This window comes from Mucilaginibacter flavidus (genome assembly GCF_024055575.1).
Classification (GTDB): domain Bacteria; phylum Bacteroidota; class Bacteroidia; order Sphingobacteriales; family Sphingobacteriaceae; genus Mucilaginibacter; species Mucilaginibacter flavidus.
Window position 1 is genome coordinate 245,559 of record NZ_JAMXOE010000001.1, and the last position, 17,174, is coordinate 262,732.

Consider the following 17,174-nt stretch of genomic DNA (forward strand, 5'->3'; position numbering starts at 1 on the left):
AATGGTTGACCATGTTAGCAATCAACCCAACCAAACCCCATCAACTCATAAACTTGCAAAGCCATGAAACTACTTTATCTGCCGTTGCTTGTTATTTTTTATGTGATACCAACTGCAGTCGGGCCAATTGAAAAGGTCGCGGAATTGATACGCCAGGGAAACGTGAGCGAACTATCGAAAATGTTCGCCGCTAACGTTGAGATAAGTATGCAAAGTGACGACAATGTTTATTCAAAAGTTCAGGCAGGGCTTATACTCGATAAATTTTTCAGCCAAAATAAACCTATATCGGTAAAAATATTTCATAAAGTAAATTCCAACCCTAAATACCAGTTTGCCGTTATTATTCTGAACACACAAAAAGGACCTTTCCGCATAACCTATACATTGAAAGACACAGACGGCACCCTTGTGTTGATTGAACTGCTTATAGAGCCGGAGAAGGTGAAATAAGTTCATAGTTGATGGTTAATAGTTCATAGCCGACGAGGTATTAGTGGCAATGGTTCGTAGCAGCAGCAGTTATTGGCATTTTATTAATATCGAAAATTGGACCTACTTTCGCTAATTTACAGCCGCTGCTACCATGAACTATTAACCATCAACTATGAACTCCCTCCACACTTTATTCTATGAACTATGAACCATGAACCATGAACTATTATTACTTTTGCCCAATAAACAAAGCACACAGGTTTGGACAAACTACTTATTGATAAATTTATTTCCGACTCATTAAATGAAGACGTTGGTGATGGGGACCACACCTCGTTAGCTACTATACCGGCGGGCAAGCAAGGCAAAGCAAAACTTTTAGTAAAAGATGAAGGCATTTTGGCGGGTGTTGAACTTGCGCTCGAAATATTCCACATTGTTGATGCCAACCTTAAAGTAACCGTATTTTTTAACGACGGGGCAAAGATAAAACCAAAAGATGTAGCCTTTGAAGTTGAAGGCGACGCCCGTAATATTTTAACAGCCGAACGCCTGGTGCTCAATTGCATGCAGCGCATGAGTGGCATAGCCACCAAAACCCGCGAAATTGTGGACCTTTTGGAGGGCACCAATACTAAAGTATTAGACACCCGGAAGACAACCCCTGGCATGCGTTATCTCGAAAAATGGGCTGTCAGGATAGGTGGCGGTGTAAACCACCGGTTTGGGTTGTACGACATGATATTGATAAAGGATAATCATGTTGATTATTCGGGCGGGATAAGGCAGGCTATCGAAAATACGCAACAATACCTCATCAATCAAAACAAAAAGCTGGCAATTGAGATTGAAGTAAGAAACATGGAAGAATTACAGCAGGTTTTAGAAACTGGCGGTGTTAACCGCATACTGCTGGATAACTTTAATTTTGATACGCTGCGAGAAGCGGTTAAGATTATCAACGGGAGATTTATCACGGAGGCATCGGGCGGTATAACAATCGACAACATACGGGAATATGCCGCTTGCGGGGTTGATTATATTTCGGTAGGTGCTTTAACCCATTCAGTAAAAAGCTTAGATTTGAGCCTGAAGGCAGTTGATTAGTGGTTAGGAATTGGAGATAACGATTTTGTTGAAAAATCCTGCCGGACAGTAACTGACGTACCGAAAAAATGAATGAAGAACCGTGCTACTTTATTTTTGTTTCGGACTTCCGGACTTTCCCGACTTTCGGACTTAATTTATTAATATTGCCGTAAAATGATAACTGGCTACTCTGTTTCAGCACTTATTCTGGCTTATTTTTGCGGCTCCATCCCCACAGCTGTTTGGATTGGTCAGGCTTTTTACGGAGTTGACGTGCGCGAGTACGGCAGCGGCAATGCCGGGGCAACCAACACATTCAGGGTGTTAGGCAAAAAAGCGGGTATCCCGGTAATGCTAATCGATATTTTAAAGGGATGGACCGCAACAAGCCTGGCCTATTTTATAGGCGTTTCAACCACGGGCGGGCCGCATTCAAATTATATTAGTTACCAGCTAGCCTTGGGTATTGCAGCAGTAATGGGCCATTTATTCCCGGTATTTGCTGGGTTTAGGGGTGGCAAAGGCATTGCAACTTTATTCGGCATGGTATTAGCTGTAAACCTCGATGCAGCTTTATTTTGTGTATCGGTATTTATTGTAGTTTTATTAGCTACCCGTTATGTATCGCTCAGTTCAATAACGGCGGGCTTTGCTTACCTGGTAGGTGTTACGTTTATTTTTAATAAATATACAAGTAACCTGGTAGTAATTTTCGGTATGCTAATTTGCCTGTTGATACTGGTTACCCACCAAAAAAATATTGAGCGGCTGTTAAAAGGTAAAGAATCAAGAGTAAATCTATTTAAGAAAAAAACCGCCGTATGAAAAAGAAACTTATGCTTGGAGCCATTTTGTTGGCTATTTATTCATGTGCTACAGTCCCGCTAACCGGGCGTAAGCAACTATCACTGGTTGATGATACTCAAATAAACCAGTCGGCAGCCCAAAGCTATAGCCAACTTCTGTCTGATCCAAAAACGGTAGTGGTAAGCAGCGGCACCGATGTTCAACGGGTAAAACGCGTGGGTGGACAGCTTGCAACAGCTATTGAAGGATATTTAAAAACAAACGGGTTTGGTGATCAATACAGCTTTAAATGGGAATTTAACCTGATAAAGAGCAGCGAAGTAAACGCATGGTGTATGCCAGGCGGAAAAGTTGCGGTTTATAGTGGGCTGATGCCACTTGCCAAAACTGATGCAGAACTTGCTACCGTTATGGGCCACGAAATTGGGCACGCCATAGCCCGTCATTCTGCAGAGCGCGTTTCGCAGCAAATGGCGGTGCAGGGTATTGGCGGTGCAGTTAGTGTTGCATCGTCGACAAAAAGCGAGGGCACTCAAAATATCATCAATTCGTTATACGGCGTTGGCGGACAGCTGGCACTACTAAAATATTCGCGTGACCAGGAATCGGAAGCCGATCGCTTAGGCCTGACGTTTATGGCCCTTGCGGGCTACGACCCGCATGCCGCCCTTAGCTTTTGGCAAAATATGGCAGCACAAAACAAAGGTGGCGCTCCACCCGAATTGCTAAGCACCCACCCTGCCGACGCAACCAGGATTGCTGATATCCAGAAAAGGATACCAGAAGCCATGAAGTATTACAAACACTAAAATTTATCCCGCTTTTATGCGGGATTTTTTATTTATGGGAAAACGTAAATTTTTAGAAGCCCGCTGGAACAACCTTTTAATGCTGAACTACGAGGTTCCCCCCGAGGTGTTAACACCTTATTTGCCGCCATACACAGTGCTCGACCTGTGGGAAGGCAAAGCGCTGGTGAGCATGGTTGGCTTTCTGTTTTACGATACCCGCGTTCTTGGCATTAAATGGCCATTCCACGTTAATTTTGAAGAGGTTAACCTGCGCTTTTATGTGAAGCACTTTGATGGTAAGCAATGGAAAAGAGGAGCCGTTTTTATCAGCGAAATTGTTCCAAAAAGCATAATTGTATTAATGGCCAACAATTTATATAAAGAACACTACCGCGCGTTGCCTATGAGGCATTCCGAACTACCCGCCGGGGATATCGCCACCACATTTTTATATGAATGGAAGTTAAAAGGCAAGTGGAATAAGCTTGGTGCAACCGTAAGTAACCATTTTGAGGACATACAGCCCGGCAGTCCCGAAGAGTTTATTTTTGAGCACTACTGGGGCTACAACAAACTAACAGATGCTAAAACCATGCAATACCAGGTTGAGCATATATCATGGCAAATTGCCGAGGTGACCAACCCTGTTTTTGATGCTGATATTGCTGAATTATATGGCGAAGAGTTTGTGTCTTTTTTAAGCGAAAAGCCATTTTCGGCGTTTTTTGCAAATGGTTCGGAGGTTAATGTGCGGATTGGGGAGAAGATTGTGAGTGACCTAACACTTGCAGTATCGCCTGCGCCTTAAGTAAACACTCCTCATACTCTTTTTCCGCATCAGCATAATAAGTTATGGCGCTGCCTGCATGAAAAGAAAGGTACTTGTTAGTTTCGTTATACAACAGCGTCCGTATAACCACGTTAAAATCAAAATCCCCGTCAGGACTAAAGTAGCCTATTGCACCGGAGTAAACACCGCGCCGGCTTTGTTCATATTGTTCCATCAGCCGCATGGCATTTATCTTGGGCGCGCCGGTCATGCTGCCCATCGGGAAAGAGTTTTTGATAGCTTGCACGGCGCTAACATCTTCTGCAAGCTCGCACACCACTGTCGATATCATTTGATGCACATGTGCAAAGCTATAAATACCATACAGTTCTTCAGCTTTAACAGTCCCGGGTTTAGCTGACAGAGTGAGGTCATTTCGTACCAGGTCAACTATCATTACGTTTTCCTGCAGCTCTTTTGTGTGATTCCTGAGCTCATTAATCAACGCTTCATCTGCTGCTGCTGTGGCACCACGTTTTGCAGTGCCTTTAATAGGTTGCGATATTAATTTGCCGCCCCTTTTGGCCAGGAATCGTTCGGGTGTGGCGCATAGCACGTATTTATCCCTCAGTTTAAAAAAAGCAGAAAATGGATTTGGCGATACCTCGTTCAGCTTAACAAAAACCGACAGCGGGTCAATAACAGCATTTTCTGCAAAAAATTCCTGGCAAAAGTTGGTTACATAAATATTACCCCGGTTTATGTGCCCTTGTATTTTTTCGACGGCTTCAATATAACCCGCTTTGCTTAAACGCGACCGGATATCCACCATTGCTTCGTCTGACTGGCGCGAAAGCACCTGCCCTGCGATACTTTTGAAAACGCCGGCCGGGTCGTCGGCGATTATTTCAACTTTATTTTTTTGAAAGATTAACAGGTATTGCGGTACAAAAAAGTACAGGCCAGGAAATCCAAGGCCGTCTGGGTTTTCAGATGTTAAATCTTCAATTTCGTTTTTTAGGTCGTAAGTCAAAAAGCCGGTCATCCACCCCGGGTGTCGATCCCTGAAACTCTGCAATTGATCAAACGCCGAACCAGTTTCTGCGGTAATTTCGTCTTTAACGCCAATGGCAATCAACGCATCAAACTTACCATAACTATCGTTAAAATCATTCGAATCCAGGTAGCAGCACACATCAAAACCCGAAGCCCATTGCAACGCTTTTCTTTTATATTCCGCCGGACTTGAAAGGTATTGAATCACACCGCAAAAATAGAATCAAAAAATGAAAAGGCCCCATTTAGGGGCCTGTATCTTAATTTTTAAATTATCGTTTATGGATGCAAAACCAGCGTTTGCTTCCTGTCTGGCCCTACCGATAAATATTTAATCGGCACTTCCAATTCCTTTTCCAGGTAGTCGATATACGATTGTAATTTGGCCGGTATTTCAGATAATTCGGTTATCCCAGTCAAATCTTCATTCCAGCCATCAATTTCTTTTAAAACGGGCACAGCCTCAACACAGCAAATATCGTAAGGCATATAATCTATCTTCTCACCTAAATAATTGTAATGCGTACAGGCGTATATTTTATCGAAACCGCTTAATACGTCAGCTTTCGTCATTACCATTTGGGTAACGCCGTTAAGCATAATAGCATATTTTAAAGCCGGCAAGTCAATCCAGCCGGTACGGCGTGGCCTGCCGGTAGTGGCGCCAAACTCATGACCAATACGGCGTAATTCTTCACCTGTTTCATCATTCAGTTCAGTTGGGAAAGGGCCACCGCCTACGCGTGTGCAGTAAGCTTTAAAAATGCCTATCACCTCTCCTATTTTATTTGGTGCAATACCCAAGCCTGTGCAGGCACCGGCTGTTGTAGTATTTGATGAAGTTACAAATGGGTACGAGCCGAAGTCAATATCAAGCATAGTGCCTTGTGCGCCTTCCGCCAAAACTTTTTTTCCTTCTTTCAGGTAGCTGTTAACCAAATGCTCCGAATCAACCAGTTGAAATTTATTAATCAGTTCAACCGCCTCAAAGAAAGCGGCTTCGCGTTCCGAAAAATCGGCTACTTCGCCATAAAGCGAGGTAAGCATTGATACGTGCTTGTCAACCAGTTTTTGGTAACGTTCTTTAAAATCAGGCAGCGTAGTATCTCCGACACGCAAACCATTACGGCCGGTTTTGTCCATATACGTCGGCCCAATACCTTTTAATGTCGAACCGATTTTACCTTCGCCCATTCTTTTTTCAGAAGCAGCGTCGAGCAGTTGGTGCGTTGGCAATATCAGGTGTGCCTTTTTGGCTATCATCAGGTTGCCTTTGGCTAATAAATCGTGCCCGGCATCTTTCAATTTGTCAATTTCCCTTTTAAGGGTTATCGGGTCGATTACAACACCATTACCAATCAGGTTCATGGTATTTTCAAAAAATATGCCAGAAGGTATCGTGTTCAACACAAATTTTTTGCCATCAAACTCCAACGTGTGGCCGGCATTCGGCCCACCCTGAAAACGCGCAATAAGGTCGTAACCCGCGCTCAATACATCAACAATTTTTCCTTTTCCTTCATCGCCCCACTGGAGGCCTAATAATACGTCAACAGCCATTAATTTCTTTTTATCGTTTCTATAATAATCGTCAAAATGCTAAGCCAAATATACAAACCCTGCAAAGGTATCATCATAAGCACGTTATAATGATAAAGCTAAAAAGTTTTTTTTACTGGGCTTTTCGGTCGCAAAAACCTGCACGCAGTTTTTCGCAGTTACCATATAGGTTAAGTGAGTGGTGTTTTATCTCAAATTTAAGCAGGGTACCCATCATGCTTTGTATTTGTTGTATGCGCGGGTCGCAAAATTCAACAACCTTGCCGCAATCAATGCAAATAATATGGTCGTGCTGTTTATATCCGTACGATTTTTCGAACTGGGCCATATTTTTGCCAAACTGGTGTTTGGTCACCAAATCGCACGATACCAGCAGTTCAAGGGTATTGTAAACCGTTGCCCGGCTAACGCGGTACTTTTTATTTTTCATGTGGATGTATAACGATTCCACATCAAAATGATCCGAGCGTGAGTATATTTCTTCAAGTATTGCAAAACGCTCGGGGGTTTTCCTGAGGTTTTTATTTTCAAGGTAGGCCTCGAAAATCTTTTTAACCATGGCTATGGTTTCCTGTTGAGACATTTTTATCTATTAAAGGACAAAGTTATGAAAAAGAACCAAGATACAAGAGTCAAGAATCAAGAGAAAAGATTTAAGACGCATGAAATCAAGAGTCAAGAGAAAACAAATTTATGATTAACCGGTAACATTGTTTGATATTGGAATAAATCTTGGTTCTTGACTCTTGGTTCTTGATTCTGCCCTCACGATGCTTTCTCAATCACCGAATCGAAGCGGTTTACTCCGGTTATGCCCTTAACTGTTTTTAGTTTCCTTATCAGGTTTTCAAGGTGATCGGTATCATTTACATAAACCATAATCTGGCCCTCAAAAATTCCGTTATCACTATCCACAGTAATCGAGCGGATATTTACCTTGAAATCGGTAGATATCACGGTAGTTAACTGGTTTATTAACCCTACTTCGTCAATACCGGTAATTCTCAACCCAGTTAAAAATGCCAACTCCTGCTGGTTTGTCCATTTGGCTTTTACAATGCGATAGCCATAGTTGGCCATTAGTTTGGCAGCATTAGGGCAATTGGTCCGGTGTATTTTTATACCGTCGCTAACGGTAACAAAGCCAAACACATCATCGCCGGGTATGGGGTTACAGCAATTGGCCAGCTTGTAATCAATCTTCTGCATATCCTCGCCAATCAGCAGCATATCGCTGTCTTTGGCCTTTATGCTCCGCAGCAAACCTGCTACCTGTTCCGCTTCTATCTTATCCTGCGGTTTATTTTCAATTACTTTTTCCGATGCCTGGTACTCTTTCAGGTCCTTCATATCAATAGTACCTTTGGCAATATTGTAAAACAGGTCCTGCGTTGAGGGCAGCTTAAAAAAGTAGCTCAGCTTATGTATATTTTCGGAGTTGTAAGTGATTTTTAATGATTTCATCTTACGCTCCAAAATTTCTTTCCCGTCTTCGGCTATCTTGCGTTTTTCCTCTTTTAACGCCGATTTTATTTTGGCTTTTGCCTTGGCGGTAACAACAATATTAAGCCAGTCTTCTTTGGGAGTTTGCTTGCTTGATGTAATAATCTCCACCTGGTCGCCGTTTTGCAGCTTATGGCTCAAGGGCACCAGTTTATGGTTAACCTTAGCGCCGATACAGCTTGCGCCAACATCAGTGTGTATTTCAAATGCAAAATCGAGTGCTGTAGCACTTAGCGGGAGTTGTATTAATGCACCTTTGGGTGTAAAAATGAAAATCTCGTCGCTAAACAGGTTCATTTTAAAATCATCCAGAAAGTCGAGTGCGTTTGAGTCAGGATTTTTCAGCATATCCCTAACCTTTTGCACCCACAAATCAAGGCCGCTATCTGTTGATGATTCTTTGTATTTCCAATGCGCGGCAAAACCTTTTTCGGCAATTTCGTTCATCCGTTTGGTGCGTATCTGCACTTCAACCCATTGCCCACGTGGCCCCATCACAGTAGTATGTAGCGACTCATAACCGTTTGCCTTCGGCGATGATATCCAGTCGCGCAGCCTGTCAGGGTTAGGCCTGTACAAATCGGTAACTATCGAGTATGCTTTCCAGCAATCAGCTTTTTCACTTTCAGGTGTGCTGTCTAAAATTATCCTGATGGCAAAAAGGTCATACACTTCCTCGAAAGGAATGGCCTTTTTTTTCATTTTATTCCAGATGGAATGGATTGATTTCGGCCTGCCAAACAAATCGGCATGTAAGTCCTGCCCTTCCAGTACCTTTTTTACCGGCTCGATAAAGTCTCTTATAAATTTCTCCCGTTCGGCTTTCTTCTCATTCAGCTTGTTTTTAATAAACTGGTAGGTTTCCCGCTCCATATATTTCATGGATAGGTCTTCCAATTCCGATTTTATGGCATAAAGCCCTAAACGGTGCGCAAGCGGCGCATATAAATAAACCGTTTCTGACGATAGCTTCAGTTGCTTGTCGCGCGGCATAAACTCCATGGTGCGCATGTTGTGCAGACGGTCGGCAAGTTTTATCAAAATCACCCTAACATCATCGGCCAGGGTTAGCAGCATCTTACGGAAGTTTTCGGCCTGTAACGAGCTATTGGTATCGAATACTCCCGATATTTTGGTAAGGCCGTCAATTATCATGGCTACCTTTTTGCCAAATTCCCTCTCTATGTCATCAAGGGTCATGTCAGTATCTTCCACAACATCGTGCAGCAAAGCACAAACTATCGAGGTTGTACCCAGGCCAATTTCTTCGGCAGCTATCTGGGCAACAGCAATCGGATGATAAATATAAGGTTCGCCTGACTTACGGCGCATATCCTTATGGCTCTCCAGCGCCATTTCAAAAGCCTTGCGTATCATCCGCTTATCACCCTTCTGCAGGGTCGATTTTGAGGCACGCAGCAGAGCACGGTATCTCTTTAGTATCTCGGTCTTCTCGGTTTCCAGGTCTATCACTAAGTCTTTCATTATCGTGCTTTGTTCTTTATCGCTCTAAATATCATAAACTTGCAATAAAAATTATAATTGCATGTTATAATAATTACCCAAAAAAATTGCGTTATTTTTGTACTACGTAAAATTATGAAATTTATTGGCTTCTTGTTGCTGTTTTGTTGCGTAATGGGTATAGCCAATGCCCAAACCAAAGCGCCTGCGCCATTAATTTTAGGCAAAAATGATACCATCCGTACTTACCTAACTGTCGATAGCGGCAAAATGATGCCATGGATTGTATTGAACGAAATTAAAATTAGCGATACCCGCATTTTTAAAAGCCAGGCCGATCTTGACAACTACAGGCGCCTACGCTATAACGTGCTTAAAGTATTGCCGTATGTGCGTTTTGCCGGTGCACGGTACCGCCAGTTACAGCGCGACCTTGCCTTAACCGGCGACAGGCACAAGCAGAAGGAATTAATCGGCACTTGCGAAACTGAAATAAAGACCTTGTTTAATAAAGAAATTAAAGATCTGACAATTAGTCAGGGCGAGGTGCTTATCAAGTTGATTAACCGCGAAACAGGTAATACAAGCTACGCAATGGTGAAAGAATTAAAGGGTGGATTCAAGGCCTTCCTGTTTCAATCAGCCGCGCGCATTTTTGGGCACGACCTGAAAGAAACTTACGACCCTGAAGAACAAAAAGATATTGAAGCTATCCTGAATCAAGCGGGATACGTTTCATCTAACAATTAATAATGGTTGATAAAAGTATTTACCAGTTTAACGTACAACAGTTAAACGGTGAGGAATTAAACCTATCTGAATATAAGGATAAGGTTCTGTTAATAGTAAATACCGCCTCACAATGCGGTTTCACTCCCCAACTCAAAGAACTGGCGCAGTTACGAAAAGACTTCCCGGGTGATGATTTCCAGATATTGGCTTTCCCGTCAAACGATTTCGGTGGGCAGGAACCTTTGGACGGAAAAGCAATTGCCGATTTTTGTGAAATACAGGAAGTAAATTACCCGGTATTTGAAAAGATAAGGGTGCGGGGCCCGTATGCACATCCGTTGTACAACTTCTTTGCCGATAAAAAACAAAACGGCAAAATCAGCTCAGTGCCGCGCTGGAATTTTCATAAATTTTTAATTGATAAATCGGGCCTGGTTACCGATTTCTTCTACCCTTTCACTAAACCGACCTCTTCAAAAATCAAGAAGCAGATAGGGCGGTTGCTTGAAAAGGGGAAATGAGAATTAAGAAATCAAGAAACAAGAATCAAGAGAGAAAAAACTGGACGGTAGAAGAAGCGTCATAAAAGTTTTTTTTAAGCTTTGTATTGATTAAATTTTTGACTTTTGTCTTGACTCTTGTTTTCTTGATTTCCTGGTTCAATAATTTTTATGCGATGCTTAAATTAGATATTTTAGTTTTATCCGTTCACCCGGACGATGCCGAACTTGGCTGCGCCGGCACCATACTTAAACATATTGCCTTAGGCAAAAAAGCCGGCATTGTTGACCTTACCCGAGGCGAACTTGGCACCCGTGGCTCGGCGGAAATAAGGGATAAAGAAGCGGCAGAATCGGGCCGTATCCTTGGCTTGGCAGTAAGGGAAAACTTGGGCATTCCCGATGGTTTTTTTGAAAACACCAGGGAATACCAACTAAAGATTATCGCCGCCATACGCAAGTATCAACCCGAAATATTAATTACCAACGCCTACCACGACAGGCATCCCGACCATGGCCGGGCAAATAAATTAGTTGAGGATGCTGCATTTTTAGCCGGACTGAGAAAAGTTGAAACACTGGACACAGATGGCAATATACAGGCTGCATGGCGGCCCAAACAAGTGCTGCATTTTATACAAGACAATTATATACAACCAGATATTTTAATTGACGTAACCGATTTTTGGGATAAAAAGCTGGAGAGCATCCGTGCTTTTGGCTCACAGTTTTATAACCCCGAGTGGGCTGATGAGCCTCAAACCTACATTTCGTCGCCTGAATTTATAAAGGTTGTTGAGGCACGCGCACGCGAATTCGGCAAAAGCATCCAGGTAAAATACGCGGAAGGCTTCACGTCGAGAAAAATTTTGGGAGTGGACAGTTTGTTTGACCTGAGATAGAAATCAGAGAAAAGAGATTAGAGGTTAGGGAAAAAGTTCAACTAATCTCTAACTTCTAATCTCTAGTTGCTGACTTAAACTTTCACGTACTCAAACCTGTTGTTCTCGTTGCTTCTTTCTCTTTTTAACTTGTTTTCGTTAGCAAGCTTCAAAAGTATGCCCGATAGCTCCGAAGTCTTGAAGTCTGAATCGAAATTCTCCTTACAATAATCAGCAATCGACGCAATGGAATGGCGCGTGTTAAAGAAATCAGTAGACATCAACTGGTTTAAAACCTTAGTTGCGCCCGGCTTTTTTGCACCTCGCATCGGGGTGTAATGCTCGCCATTCTCTCGGGGCTTGTAGTTCCTTTTGGTAAATATCTCGGTTGGGTCACCCTCTCCTTTTTCCATCTCAATCATCACATCCAACAACCTGTCAACTACCCTTACCTGAACTGCTTCAGACTGGAACGAATTAACAACTTCGGAAATCTCTACCAGCTGTTTTTTTAACTTTTCAATTTGCTTACTCATGTTACTGTTACCCTGTTAAATATTAACTGTGCAATCTAAAATTTCACTACTGCGCAATACCCCGATAATATGCCAGTTTAGCGAAAAAATAGTAAATGTTAACCTGTTATTAGCTTATTAACGCCGGTTAATTATTTTATTGCTGAAATCAGTGGAAATATGCTCAATTTCCATTAAAAACAGGTTTCTGTATCAATTGTTTTACATAAATGTTACAAAGAGGCACATATTTTTTCAAGTATTTCGAGTCCGTTATCGATATGTTTTTGTTCAATAATAAGCGCTGGCCTAAAGCGGATGCTTTGATCGCCGCAACCCAGGAACATTACATTTTGCTCCATCCCCCTGGAAATGAACTTATTCCTAATAGTTGTATCCGGAAAATCGAACGCAGTTAACAACCCCTTGCCGCGTACATTACTTATGATCGGTAATCTTTCAGAAATTTCGGCCAGCCTGCCTTGCAGATAGTCACCCATTTGCGCGGCGTTATCGCAAAGACTGTCTTCGTCAATAATTTCCATAATTTTTGATGACCGTACCATATCAACCAAACTGCCGCCCCATGTTGAGTTTATGCGGCTCGGCACCTGGAACACATTATTATCTATCTCGTCTACCTTTCGTCCGGCTAATATGCCGCACACCTGCATTTTTTTGCCAAACGCAAGTATATCCGGGCGCGCATTTTCACCAAAGTGCTCGTGGCACCAGAACTTGCCGGTAAGGCCAACGCCGGTTTGCACCTCATCGTATACCAGCATAGCTTCGTTTTCATCGGCTAATTCACGTAGCTTTTCTAAAAACTCCTTGCGAACATGGTTGTCGCCGCCCTCCGATTGTATAGGCTCGATAATGATGGCACAAACGTCATCTTTATTCTCCTCAAACGCTTTCTTTATCTGGGCAATTGATAGTTCTTCGCGCCTTAACAAATCCTCATGGTTGGCATCTGTGTAGGGAAATTTAATTTTTGGCAGCGATACCCTTGGCCAGTCGAACTTAGCGTACCATTTTGTTTTGTTGGGCTGAGTATTGGTAAGGCTTAGTGTATAACCCGAGCGACCGTGAAAAGCATGCTCAAAATGGATCACTTTAAAACCAAGCTCTTTTGTGTAGCCTTTGGCGAAATTCTTCTGCACCTTCCAGTCCATTGCAACTTTAAGCGCATTCTCGATAGCCAGCGAGCCCCCAGCAATAAAAAAGGCATGAGGCAGGTATTCCGGGATACCTATGCGCGCGAAAGTCTCTACAAACTCCGCATATTGCGTGGTGTATATATCTGAGTTTGAGGGATTGGTTAACGCCGCCAGCATCAGGTTTTTTTTAAACGCTTCGTCGTTCACCATTTTAGGGTGATTGTAACCTAAAGGCACCGACGCAAAGCATGTAAAAAAGTCAAGCAGTGTACGGTTATACTTAGCATCGTAAATATAAACGCCTTTGCTTTTTTCCATATCAAACGTTAAATCGAAGCCATCGGCTAATACATGCTTCTGTAACGAAGCCTGTACATCTTGTGGTGAAACTAGCAGGTTGTACATATAATTGGGTTTGTACAAATTTACTAAAAACCCCTCAGAATGCAAATTTAAGCGGTTTTTGAACCAATCAGCCAAAAAGTAACTTTAAACAATCTAAAGTTACTTTTTGTACCGAAGTGGATTTTGGTTTATAGAATTTTATTGCCTGGCGGCAAAAAATATTCGCAATAAAATGCTTATTTCGTCGTGAAAGTTACGAGTTCTTACAATCGTTCGCCATGCTGGCTAATATCCAGCCCTATCTCCTCTTCTTCGGCCGATACCCTTAATGGCGATATCATATCAGTAATCTTCAACAACAACAGCGAACCGAAAAAAGCAAAAATAGATACCCCTACCAAGGCAATCAGTTGCACAAAAAACAGGTGCGTATGGCCAAAAAACAAACCGTCACCGGTAGTATTGCCGGCATTAACTTTTTGATTGGCAAATACGCCGGTAAGCAGCATACCCACCATACCGCCAACGCCGTGGCATGGGAAAACGTCAAGTGTATCATCAATTTTCGTACGGGTGCGCCACTCAACCACCAGGTTACTCACCACCGCCGAGATAATACCGATAGCCAGCGAATGTGGTACGGAAACATAGCCCGCCGCAGGTGTAATAGCAACAAGCCCTACAACCGCACCAATACAGGTACCCATTGCCGAGGGTTTTTTGCCACGCAGCATATCAAAAAATATCCAGGTTAAACCGGCAGCCGCCGATGCAGTGGTACTGGTTGCCAAAGCTGTTACCGCCAAATGATTGGCCCCAAACGCCGAACCTGCGTTAAAACCAAACCAACCAAACCATAATAAACCCGTGCCTATCATTACATAAGTAATACGAGCCGGTGCGTGGTTTGCCTCGTTTCGTCTTTTTAAATAAAGTGCTGATGCCAAGGCCGCCCATCCAGCAGACATGTGCACTACCGTACCACCGGCAAAATCAAGCACGCCCAATTTAGCCAGTATCCCATCCGGGTGCCAGGTAACGTGTGCCAACGGCGAGAAAATAAAAATGGTGAACAGCACCAGGAATATAATATAGGAGTTAAAACGGATACGCTCAGCAAAGGCCCCGGTAATAAGCGCCGGGGTTATAATGGCAAACTTTAGCTGGTACATGGCAAAAAGCAGTAGCGGTATAGTCGGTGCAAGTTTCCAGGTTGCATTACCAAGCATGCCCTTCATCATAAAAAATGTTGAGGGATTACCGATAAAGCCACCAATGCTGTCGCCAAAAGCAAGGCTGAAGCCAAATATGCCCCACATTACGGTAATGATAACCATACACACAATGCTCTGCAGCATGGTTGATATCACATTCTTTTTATTAACCATACCGCCATAAAAAAAGGCAAGACCGGGTGTCATGATCAAAACCAGGGCGGTCGACATCAACATCCAGGCAATATCGCCGGTATTGAAGTGCGGATCGACGCCATTTTTAAAATCTACCGAAGGAAAAACGAAGGTTAAAACCAAAATAACCAGGATAACCGCGAATGGAAAATATCTTTTCATGCAATTGTTACTATTCAATAAAATAATTAGTCAAAAGGTGGTTTATATGGCAGTAAAAATGATAAAAAAGTTAAATATTTAATAAATTGATGTGAAATTTAACACAGTTTAATATTTATCAATAAAAAATTGCAAATATCATACTTCTCTATTGTAAAATACCCTTGCAAATAACAGAATGATAATTTAAAACATTTAATTTACGTATTTCAAGTTTTTCAAAGGCTGTGCTTTTATGGTAATGAGGCGCGCAACCGCCAGATATCGTAATATTAGGAACAAGAAAGCCCGGTTATTGGGAACCGGGCTCGTCATAATATAGGTTTATAAATGGTCTAGTTTCGTTAGTTAAACTACCCTTAGCTTTTCATACCTGTGCAATGGCTCAGATGAAAAAGTTGCTGAAATTATGATTTTAATTAATACAAACCAAATAAAAAATACAATTTATGTTAAAAAAGTATCAAAAACAGGGTTTTCAGAACAGTTTGAACAGAAAATCGGGCCAAACACCCAGTAAAACAATCAAAACAGATATAATTATGCTTAAAACGATAATATTTTGCGACTTTATAAGTGTATTTTTAACAAATTCAGTCCGTTTCAGGAACAAATTGAGGGGGATTTTAATGTAGTAAAACAGCGATACTACGGTGGTTAACGCCCCTGTTATCATCAGCAACAGGAGCCATAAGTTATGGTTTTGCTGGTAAATGCCGTATACCGATGAAAACACCAGTACCTTACCCGTAAAGCCCGCACTAATTGGCAATCCGGTTAACGATACCAGCACAATTACAAAGCAAACTGAAGCAGCCGGGTACTTTAGGCCGAGGCCTTTATAGCTGTTCATATCATCGGCATCAAGGGCATTGGCAAAATAGGTGGCCAGCGCTAGTGCGCCAATATTCGCCAGGCCGTATACCGCGAGGTAAAATGTTAAGGCAGCTATTCCTGTTGAGTTGTAAGTTACTATCGCCATTAAAGCAAACCCAGTATGCCCAATGCTGGAATAAGCCAGCATACGTTTAACATTGCGCTGCATGATAGCCGCAAAATTCCCGGCAATCATGGTAATAATACCGATGATGCTTAGCGCCAGTTTAAAATCAAAGCCGTCCCACTTTTCGAAGTAAACGAAGGGGCGTAAAAAATTTATCAGCAAGGCAAAGCCGGCAATTTTGGGCAGAGTGGAAAGCCACGCAGTTACCGGGGTTGATGCCCCTTCATAAACATCGGGCACCCAAAAGTGAATGGGAACAAATGATAATTTAAACCCGATACCCACCAATACCAGCACCAGCGAAAACGACACGGCTACCGGGTTAGCCTGTATAAGCCCCGGCAACAAATTACCGCTGAATAAATTAAGCGAGCCCGTAAAGCCGTATAACAGCGATATCCCGTACAACATCATAGCGGAAGATGCCGCTCCAAACAGCACGTATTTTAAACCAGCCTCGGTACCAAAAGCGTTTTCAGACCGGTAGGTCACCATCAGGTAGGAGGCGATGGACACCATCTCGATAGCCAGGTAGATGGATAGCAGGTTAACCGCCATAGCCATTAAATGCAGGCCAAGCACAGAACCGATGACGATGGTATATAAATCCGACAGCCCTTTAGGGTGGGATTTCAGGCGGTTATCCCATCCAAAATAAAGCAGCAGCACAAAGGCCAATGCATCAATAATAAATTTAAAGTTGATGGCCGTGCGGTTAAGCAGCAGCATTTCGTTAAACAAGAACTGCCCGTTAAGTCTGCCGCTCATAAACAGCAACTGAATTTGCTGGTAATCCCGTTGAATTACCAGCAAAATTCCGGCGCAGGCAATTATCCTGCATAATTTTTCGGAGTTGCGACCGAACAGTAAATTGGTTATCAATACCAGTATAAACAATGCGGTTAAATAAATTTCGGGCAAAAAGAAGGGTAAGCTGCCTAAAACATCGTTTACTGAACCCGGTATAAATGGTATTAAATCGTGCATTTACTG

16 protein-coding genes are annotated in these 17,174 nt (G+C 42.6%); 8 read left to right on the forward strand and 8 right to left on the reverse strand.

Features of this window, described 5'->3' with window-relative positions; all coding sequences use genetic code 11:
* Positions 1 to 63: 63 nt before the first annotated feature.
* The 5 genes from NAF19_RS01065 (at position 64) to NAF19_RS01085 (ending at position 3,930) form a co-directional block, all read left to right on the forward strand.
* Positions 64 to 453 (forward strand): DUF4783 domain-containing protein, encoded by a 390-nt coding sequence (locus tag NAF19_RS01065; protein ID WP_252787888.1) that lies wholly within the window; start codon positions 64 to 66, stop codon positions 451 to 453.
* A gap of 243 nt (positions 454 to 696) precedes the next feature.
* Positions 697 to 1,542, forward strand: a complete 846-nt coding sequence (gene nadC, locus NAF19_RS01070) for a carboxylating nicotinate-nucleotide diphosphorylase (protein WP_252787889.1) — start codon at positions 697 to 699, stop codon at positions 1,540 to 1,542.
* 156 nt (positions 1,543 to 1,698) lie between these two features.
* Positions 1,699 to 2,349, forward strand: coding sequence for a glycerol-3-phosphate 1-O-acyltransferase PlsY (gene plsY / locus NAF19_RS01075; RefSeq protein WP_252787890.1), 651 nt, complete (start codon positions 1,699 to 1,701; stop codon positions 2,347 to 2,349).
* Positions 2,346 to 3,140 carry a M48 family metallopeptidase gene (locus NAF19_RS01080; RefSeq protein WP_252787891.1) on the forward strand — a complete coding sequence of 265 codons (795 nt, stop codon included), beginning with the start codon at positions 2,346 to 2,348 and terminating at the stop codon, positions 3,138 to 3,140. The genes plsY and NAF19_RS01080 overlap by 4 nt, the downstream gene beginning before the upstream one ends.
* A gap of 34 nt (positions 3,141 to 3,174) precedes the next feature.
* A complete protein-coding gene (locus tag NAF19_RS01085; RefSeq protein WP_252787892.1) occupies positions 3,175 to 3,930 on the forward strand; it encodes a YqjF family protein in 756 nt (251 codons plus the stop codon).
* Here NAF19_RS01085 and NAF19_RS01090 read toward each other — a convergent pair.
* The 4 genes from NAF19_RS01090 to NAF19_RS01105 all read right to left on the reverse strand — a co-directional run bounded on the left by NAF19_RS01090 (position 3,866) and on the right by NAF19_RS01105 (position 9,495).
* The gene (locus tag NAF19_RS01090) at positions 3,866 to 5,155 is read right to left on the reverse strand and encodes an anthranilate synthase component I family protein (protein ID WP_252787893.1); all 1,290 of its coding nucleotides are present in this window, start codon (positions 5,153 to 5,155) and stop codon (positions 3,866 to 3,868) included. The genes NAF19_RS01085 and NAF19_RS01090 overlap by 65 nt on opposite strands.
* Positions 5,156 to 5,226: 71 nt before the next feature.
* On the reverse strand, positions 5,227 to 6,507 hold the full coding sequence (locus tag NAF19_RS01095; protein ID WP_252787894.1) for an adenylosuccinate synthase: 1,281 nt from the start codon (positions 6,505 to 6,507) through the stop codon (positions 5,227 to 5,229).
* A 112-nt stretch (positions 6,508 to 6,619) separates the two neighbouring features.
* The gene (locus NAF19_RS01100; protein ID WP_094569780.1) at positions 6,620 to 7,090 is read right to left on the reverse strand and encodes a Fur family transcriptional regulator; all 471 of its coding nucleotides are present in this window, start codon (positions 7,088 to 7,090) and stop codon (positions 6,620 to 6,622) included.
* 182 nt (positions 7,091 to 7,272) lie between these two features.
* Positions 7,273 to 9,495, reverse strand: coding sequence for a RelA/SpoT family protein (locus NAF19_RS01105; protein ID WP_252787895.1), 2,223 nt, complete (start codon positions 9,493 to 9,495; stop codon positions 7,273 to 7,275).
* A 114-nt stretch (positions 9,496 to 9,609) separates the two neighbouring features.
* Between NAF19_RS01105 and NAF19_RS01110 the strand changes: the two genes are divergently transcribed.
* The 3 genes from NAF19_RS01110 (at position 9,610) to bshB1 (ending at position 11,608) form a co-directional block, all read left to right on the forward strand.
* Positions 9,610 to 10,224 carry a DUF4294 domain-containing protein gene (locus tag NAF19_RS01110; protein ID WP_252787896.1) on the forward strand — a complete coding sequence of 205 codons (615 nt, stop codon included), beginning with the start codon at positions 9,610 to 9,612 and terminating at the stop codon, positions 10,222 to 10,224.
* A 2-nt stretch (positions 10,225 to 10,226) separates the two neighbouring features.
* Complete coding sequence (locus NAF19_RS01115) at positions 10,227 to 10,727, forward strand: glutathione peroxidase (protein ID WP_252787897.1); 501 nt, start codon at positions 10,227 to 10,229, stop codon at positions 10,725 to 10,727.
* Positions 10,728 to 10,882: 155 nt separating this feature from the next.
* Positions 10,883 to 11,608 (forward strand): bacillithiol biosynthesis deacetylase BshB1, encoded by a 726-nt coding sequence (gene bshB1, locus NAF19_RS01120; RefSeq protein ID WP_252787898.1) that lies wholly within the window; start codon positions 10,883 to 10,885, stop codon positions 11,606 to 11,608.
* A 74-nt stretch (positions 11,609 to 11,682) separates the two neighbouring features.
* Here bshB1 and NAF19_RS01125 read toward each other — a convergent pair whose 3' ends face one another.
* From NAF19_RS01125 to NAF19_RS01140, 4 genes are all read right to left on the reverse strand, one after another.
* Positions 11,683 to 12,123, reverse strand: a complete 441-nt coding sequence (locus NAF19_RS01125; RefSeq protein WP_252787899.1) for a hypothetical protein — start codon at positions 12,121 to 12,123, stop codon at positions 11,683 to 11,685.
* A 212-nt stretch (positions 12,124 to 12,335) separates the two neighbouring features.
* Positions 12,336 to 13,667, reverse strand: a complete 1,332-nt coding sequence (lat, locus tag NAF19_RS01130; RefSeq protein ID WP_252787900.1) for an L-lysine 6-transaminase — start codon at positions 13,665 to 13,667, stop codon at positions 12,336 to 12,338.
* A gap of 203 nt (positions 13,668 to 13,870) precedes the next feature.
* Positions 13,871 to 15,178: an ammonium transporter gene (locus NAF19_RS01135; RefSeq protein WP_252787901.1), complete on the reverse strand. Its 1,308-nt coding sequence runs from the start codon at positions 15,176 to 15,178 to the stop codon at positions 13,871 to 13,873.
* Between the two features lie 478 nt (positions 15,179 to 15,656).
* Positions 15,657 to 17,168: an NADH-quinone oxidoreductase subunit N gene (locus NAF19_RS01140; protein WP_252787902.1), complete on the reverse strand. Its 1,512-nt coding sequence runs from the start codon at positions 17,166 to 17,168 to the stop codon at positions 15,657 to 15,659.
* Positions 17,169 to 17,174: the final 6 nt, after the last annotated feature.

Excerpts from the sequence above, each read along its gene's own strand:
- NAF19_RS01110 (WP_252787896.1), top strand. The coding sequence starts at position 9,610 with ATGAAATTTATTGGCTTCTTGTTGCTGTTTTGTTGCGTAATGGGTATA.
- NAF19_RS01080 (WP_252787891.1), top strand. The coding sequence starts at position 2,346 with ATGAAAAAGAAACTTATGCTTGGAGCCATTTTGTTGGCTATTTATTCA.
- NAF19_RS01140 (WP_252787902.1), bottom strand. The coding sequence starts at position 17,168 with ATGCACGATTTAATACCATTTATACCGGGTTCAGTAAACGATGTTTTA.
- plsY (WP_252787890.1), top strand. The coding sequence starts at position 1,699 with ATGATAACTGGCTACTCTGTTTCAGCACTTATTCTGGCTTATTTTTGC.
- NAF19_RS01115 (WP_252787897.1), top strand. The coding sequence starts at position 10,227 with ATGGTTGATAAAAGTATTTACCAGTTTAACGTACAACAGTTAAACGGT.
- NAF19_RS01125 (WP_252787899.1), bottom strand. The coding sequence starts at position 12,123 with ATGAGTAAGCAAATTGAAAAGTTAAAAAAACAGCTGGTAGAGATTTCC.
- lat (WP_252787900.1), bottom strand. The coding sequence starts at position 13,667 with ATGTACAACCTGCTAGTTTCACCACAAGATGTACAGGCTTCGTTACAG.
- NAF19_RS01095 (WP_252787894.1), bottom strand. The coding sequence starts at position 6,507 with ATGGCTGTTGACGTATTATTAGGCCTCCAGTGGGGCGATGAAGGAAAA.
- NAF19_RS01100 (WP_094569780.1), bottom strand. The coding sequence starts at position 7,090 with ATGTCTCAACAGGAAACCATAGCCATGGTTAAAAAGATTTTCGAGGCC.
- NAF19_RS01085 (WP_252787892.1), top strand. The coding sequence starts at position 3,175 with ATGGGAAAACGTAAATTTTTAGAAGCCCGCTGGAACAACCTTTTAATG.
- NAF19_RS01065 (WP_252787888.1), top strand. The coding sequence starts at position 64 with ATGAAACTACTTTATCTGCCGTTGCTTGTTATTTTTTATGTGATACCA.
- NAF19_RS01105 (WP_252787895.1), bottom strand. The coding sequence starts at position 9,495 with ATGAAAGACTTAGTGATAGACCTGGAAACCGAGAAGACCGAGATACTA.
- bshB1 (WP_252787898.1), top strand. The coding sequence starts at position 10,883 with ATGCTTAAATTAGATATTTTAGTTTTATCCGTTCACCCGGACGATGCC.
- NAF19_RS01135 (WP_252787901.1), bottom strand. The coding sequence starts at position 15,178 with ATGAAAAGATATTTTCCATTCGCGGTTATCCTGGTTATTTTGGTTTTA.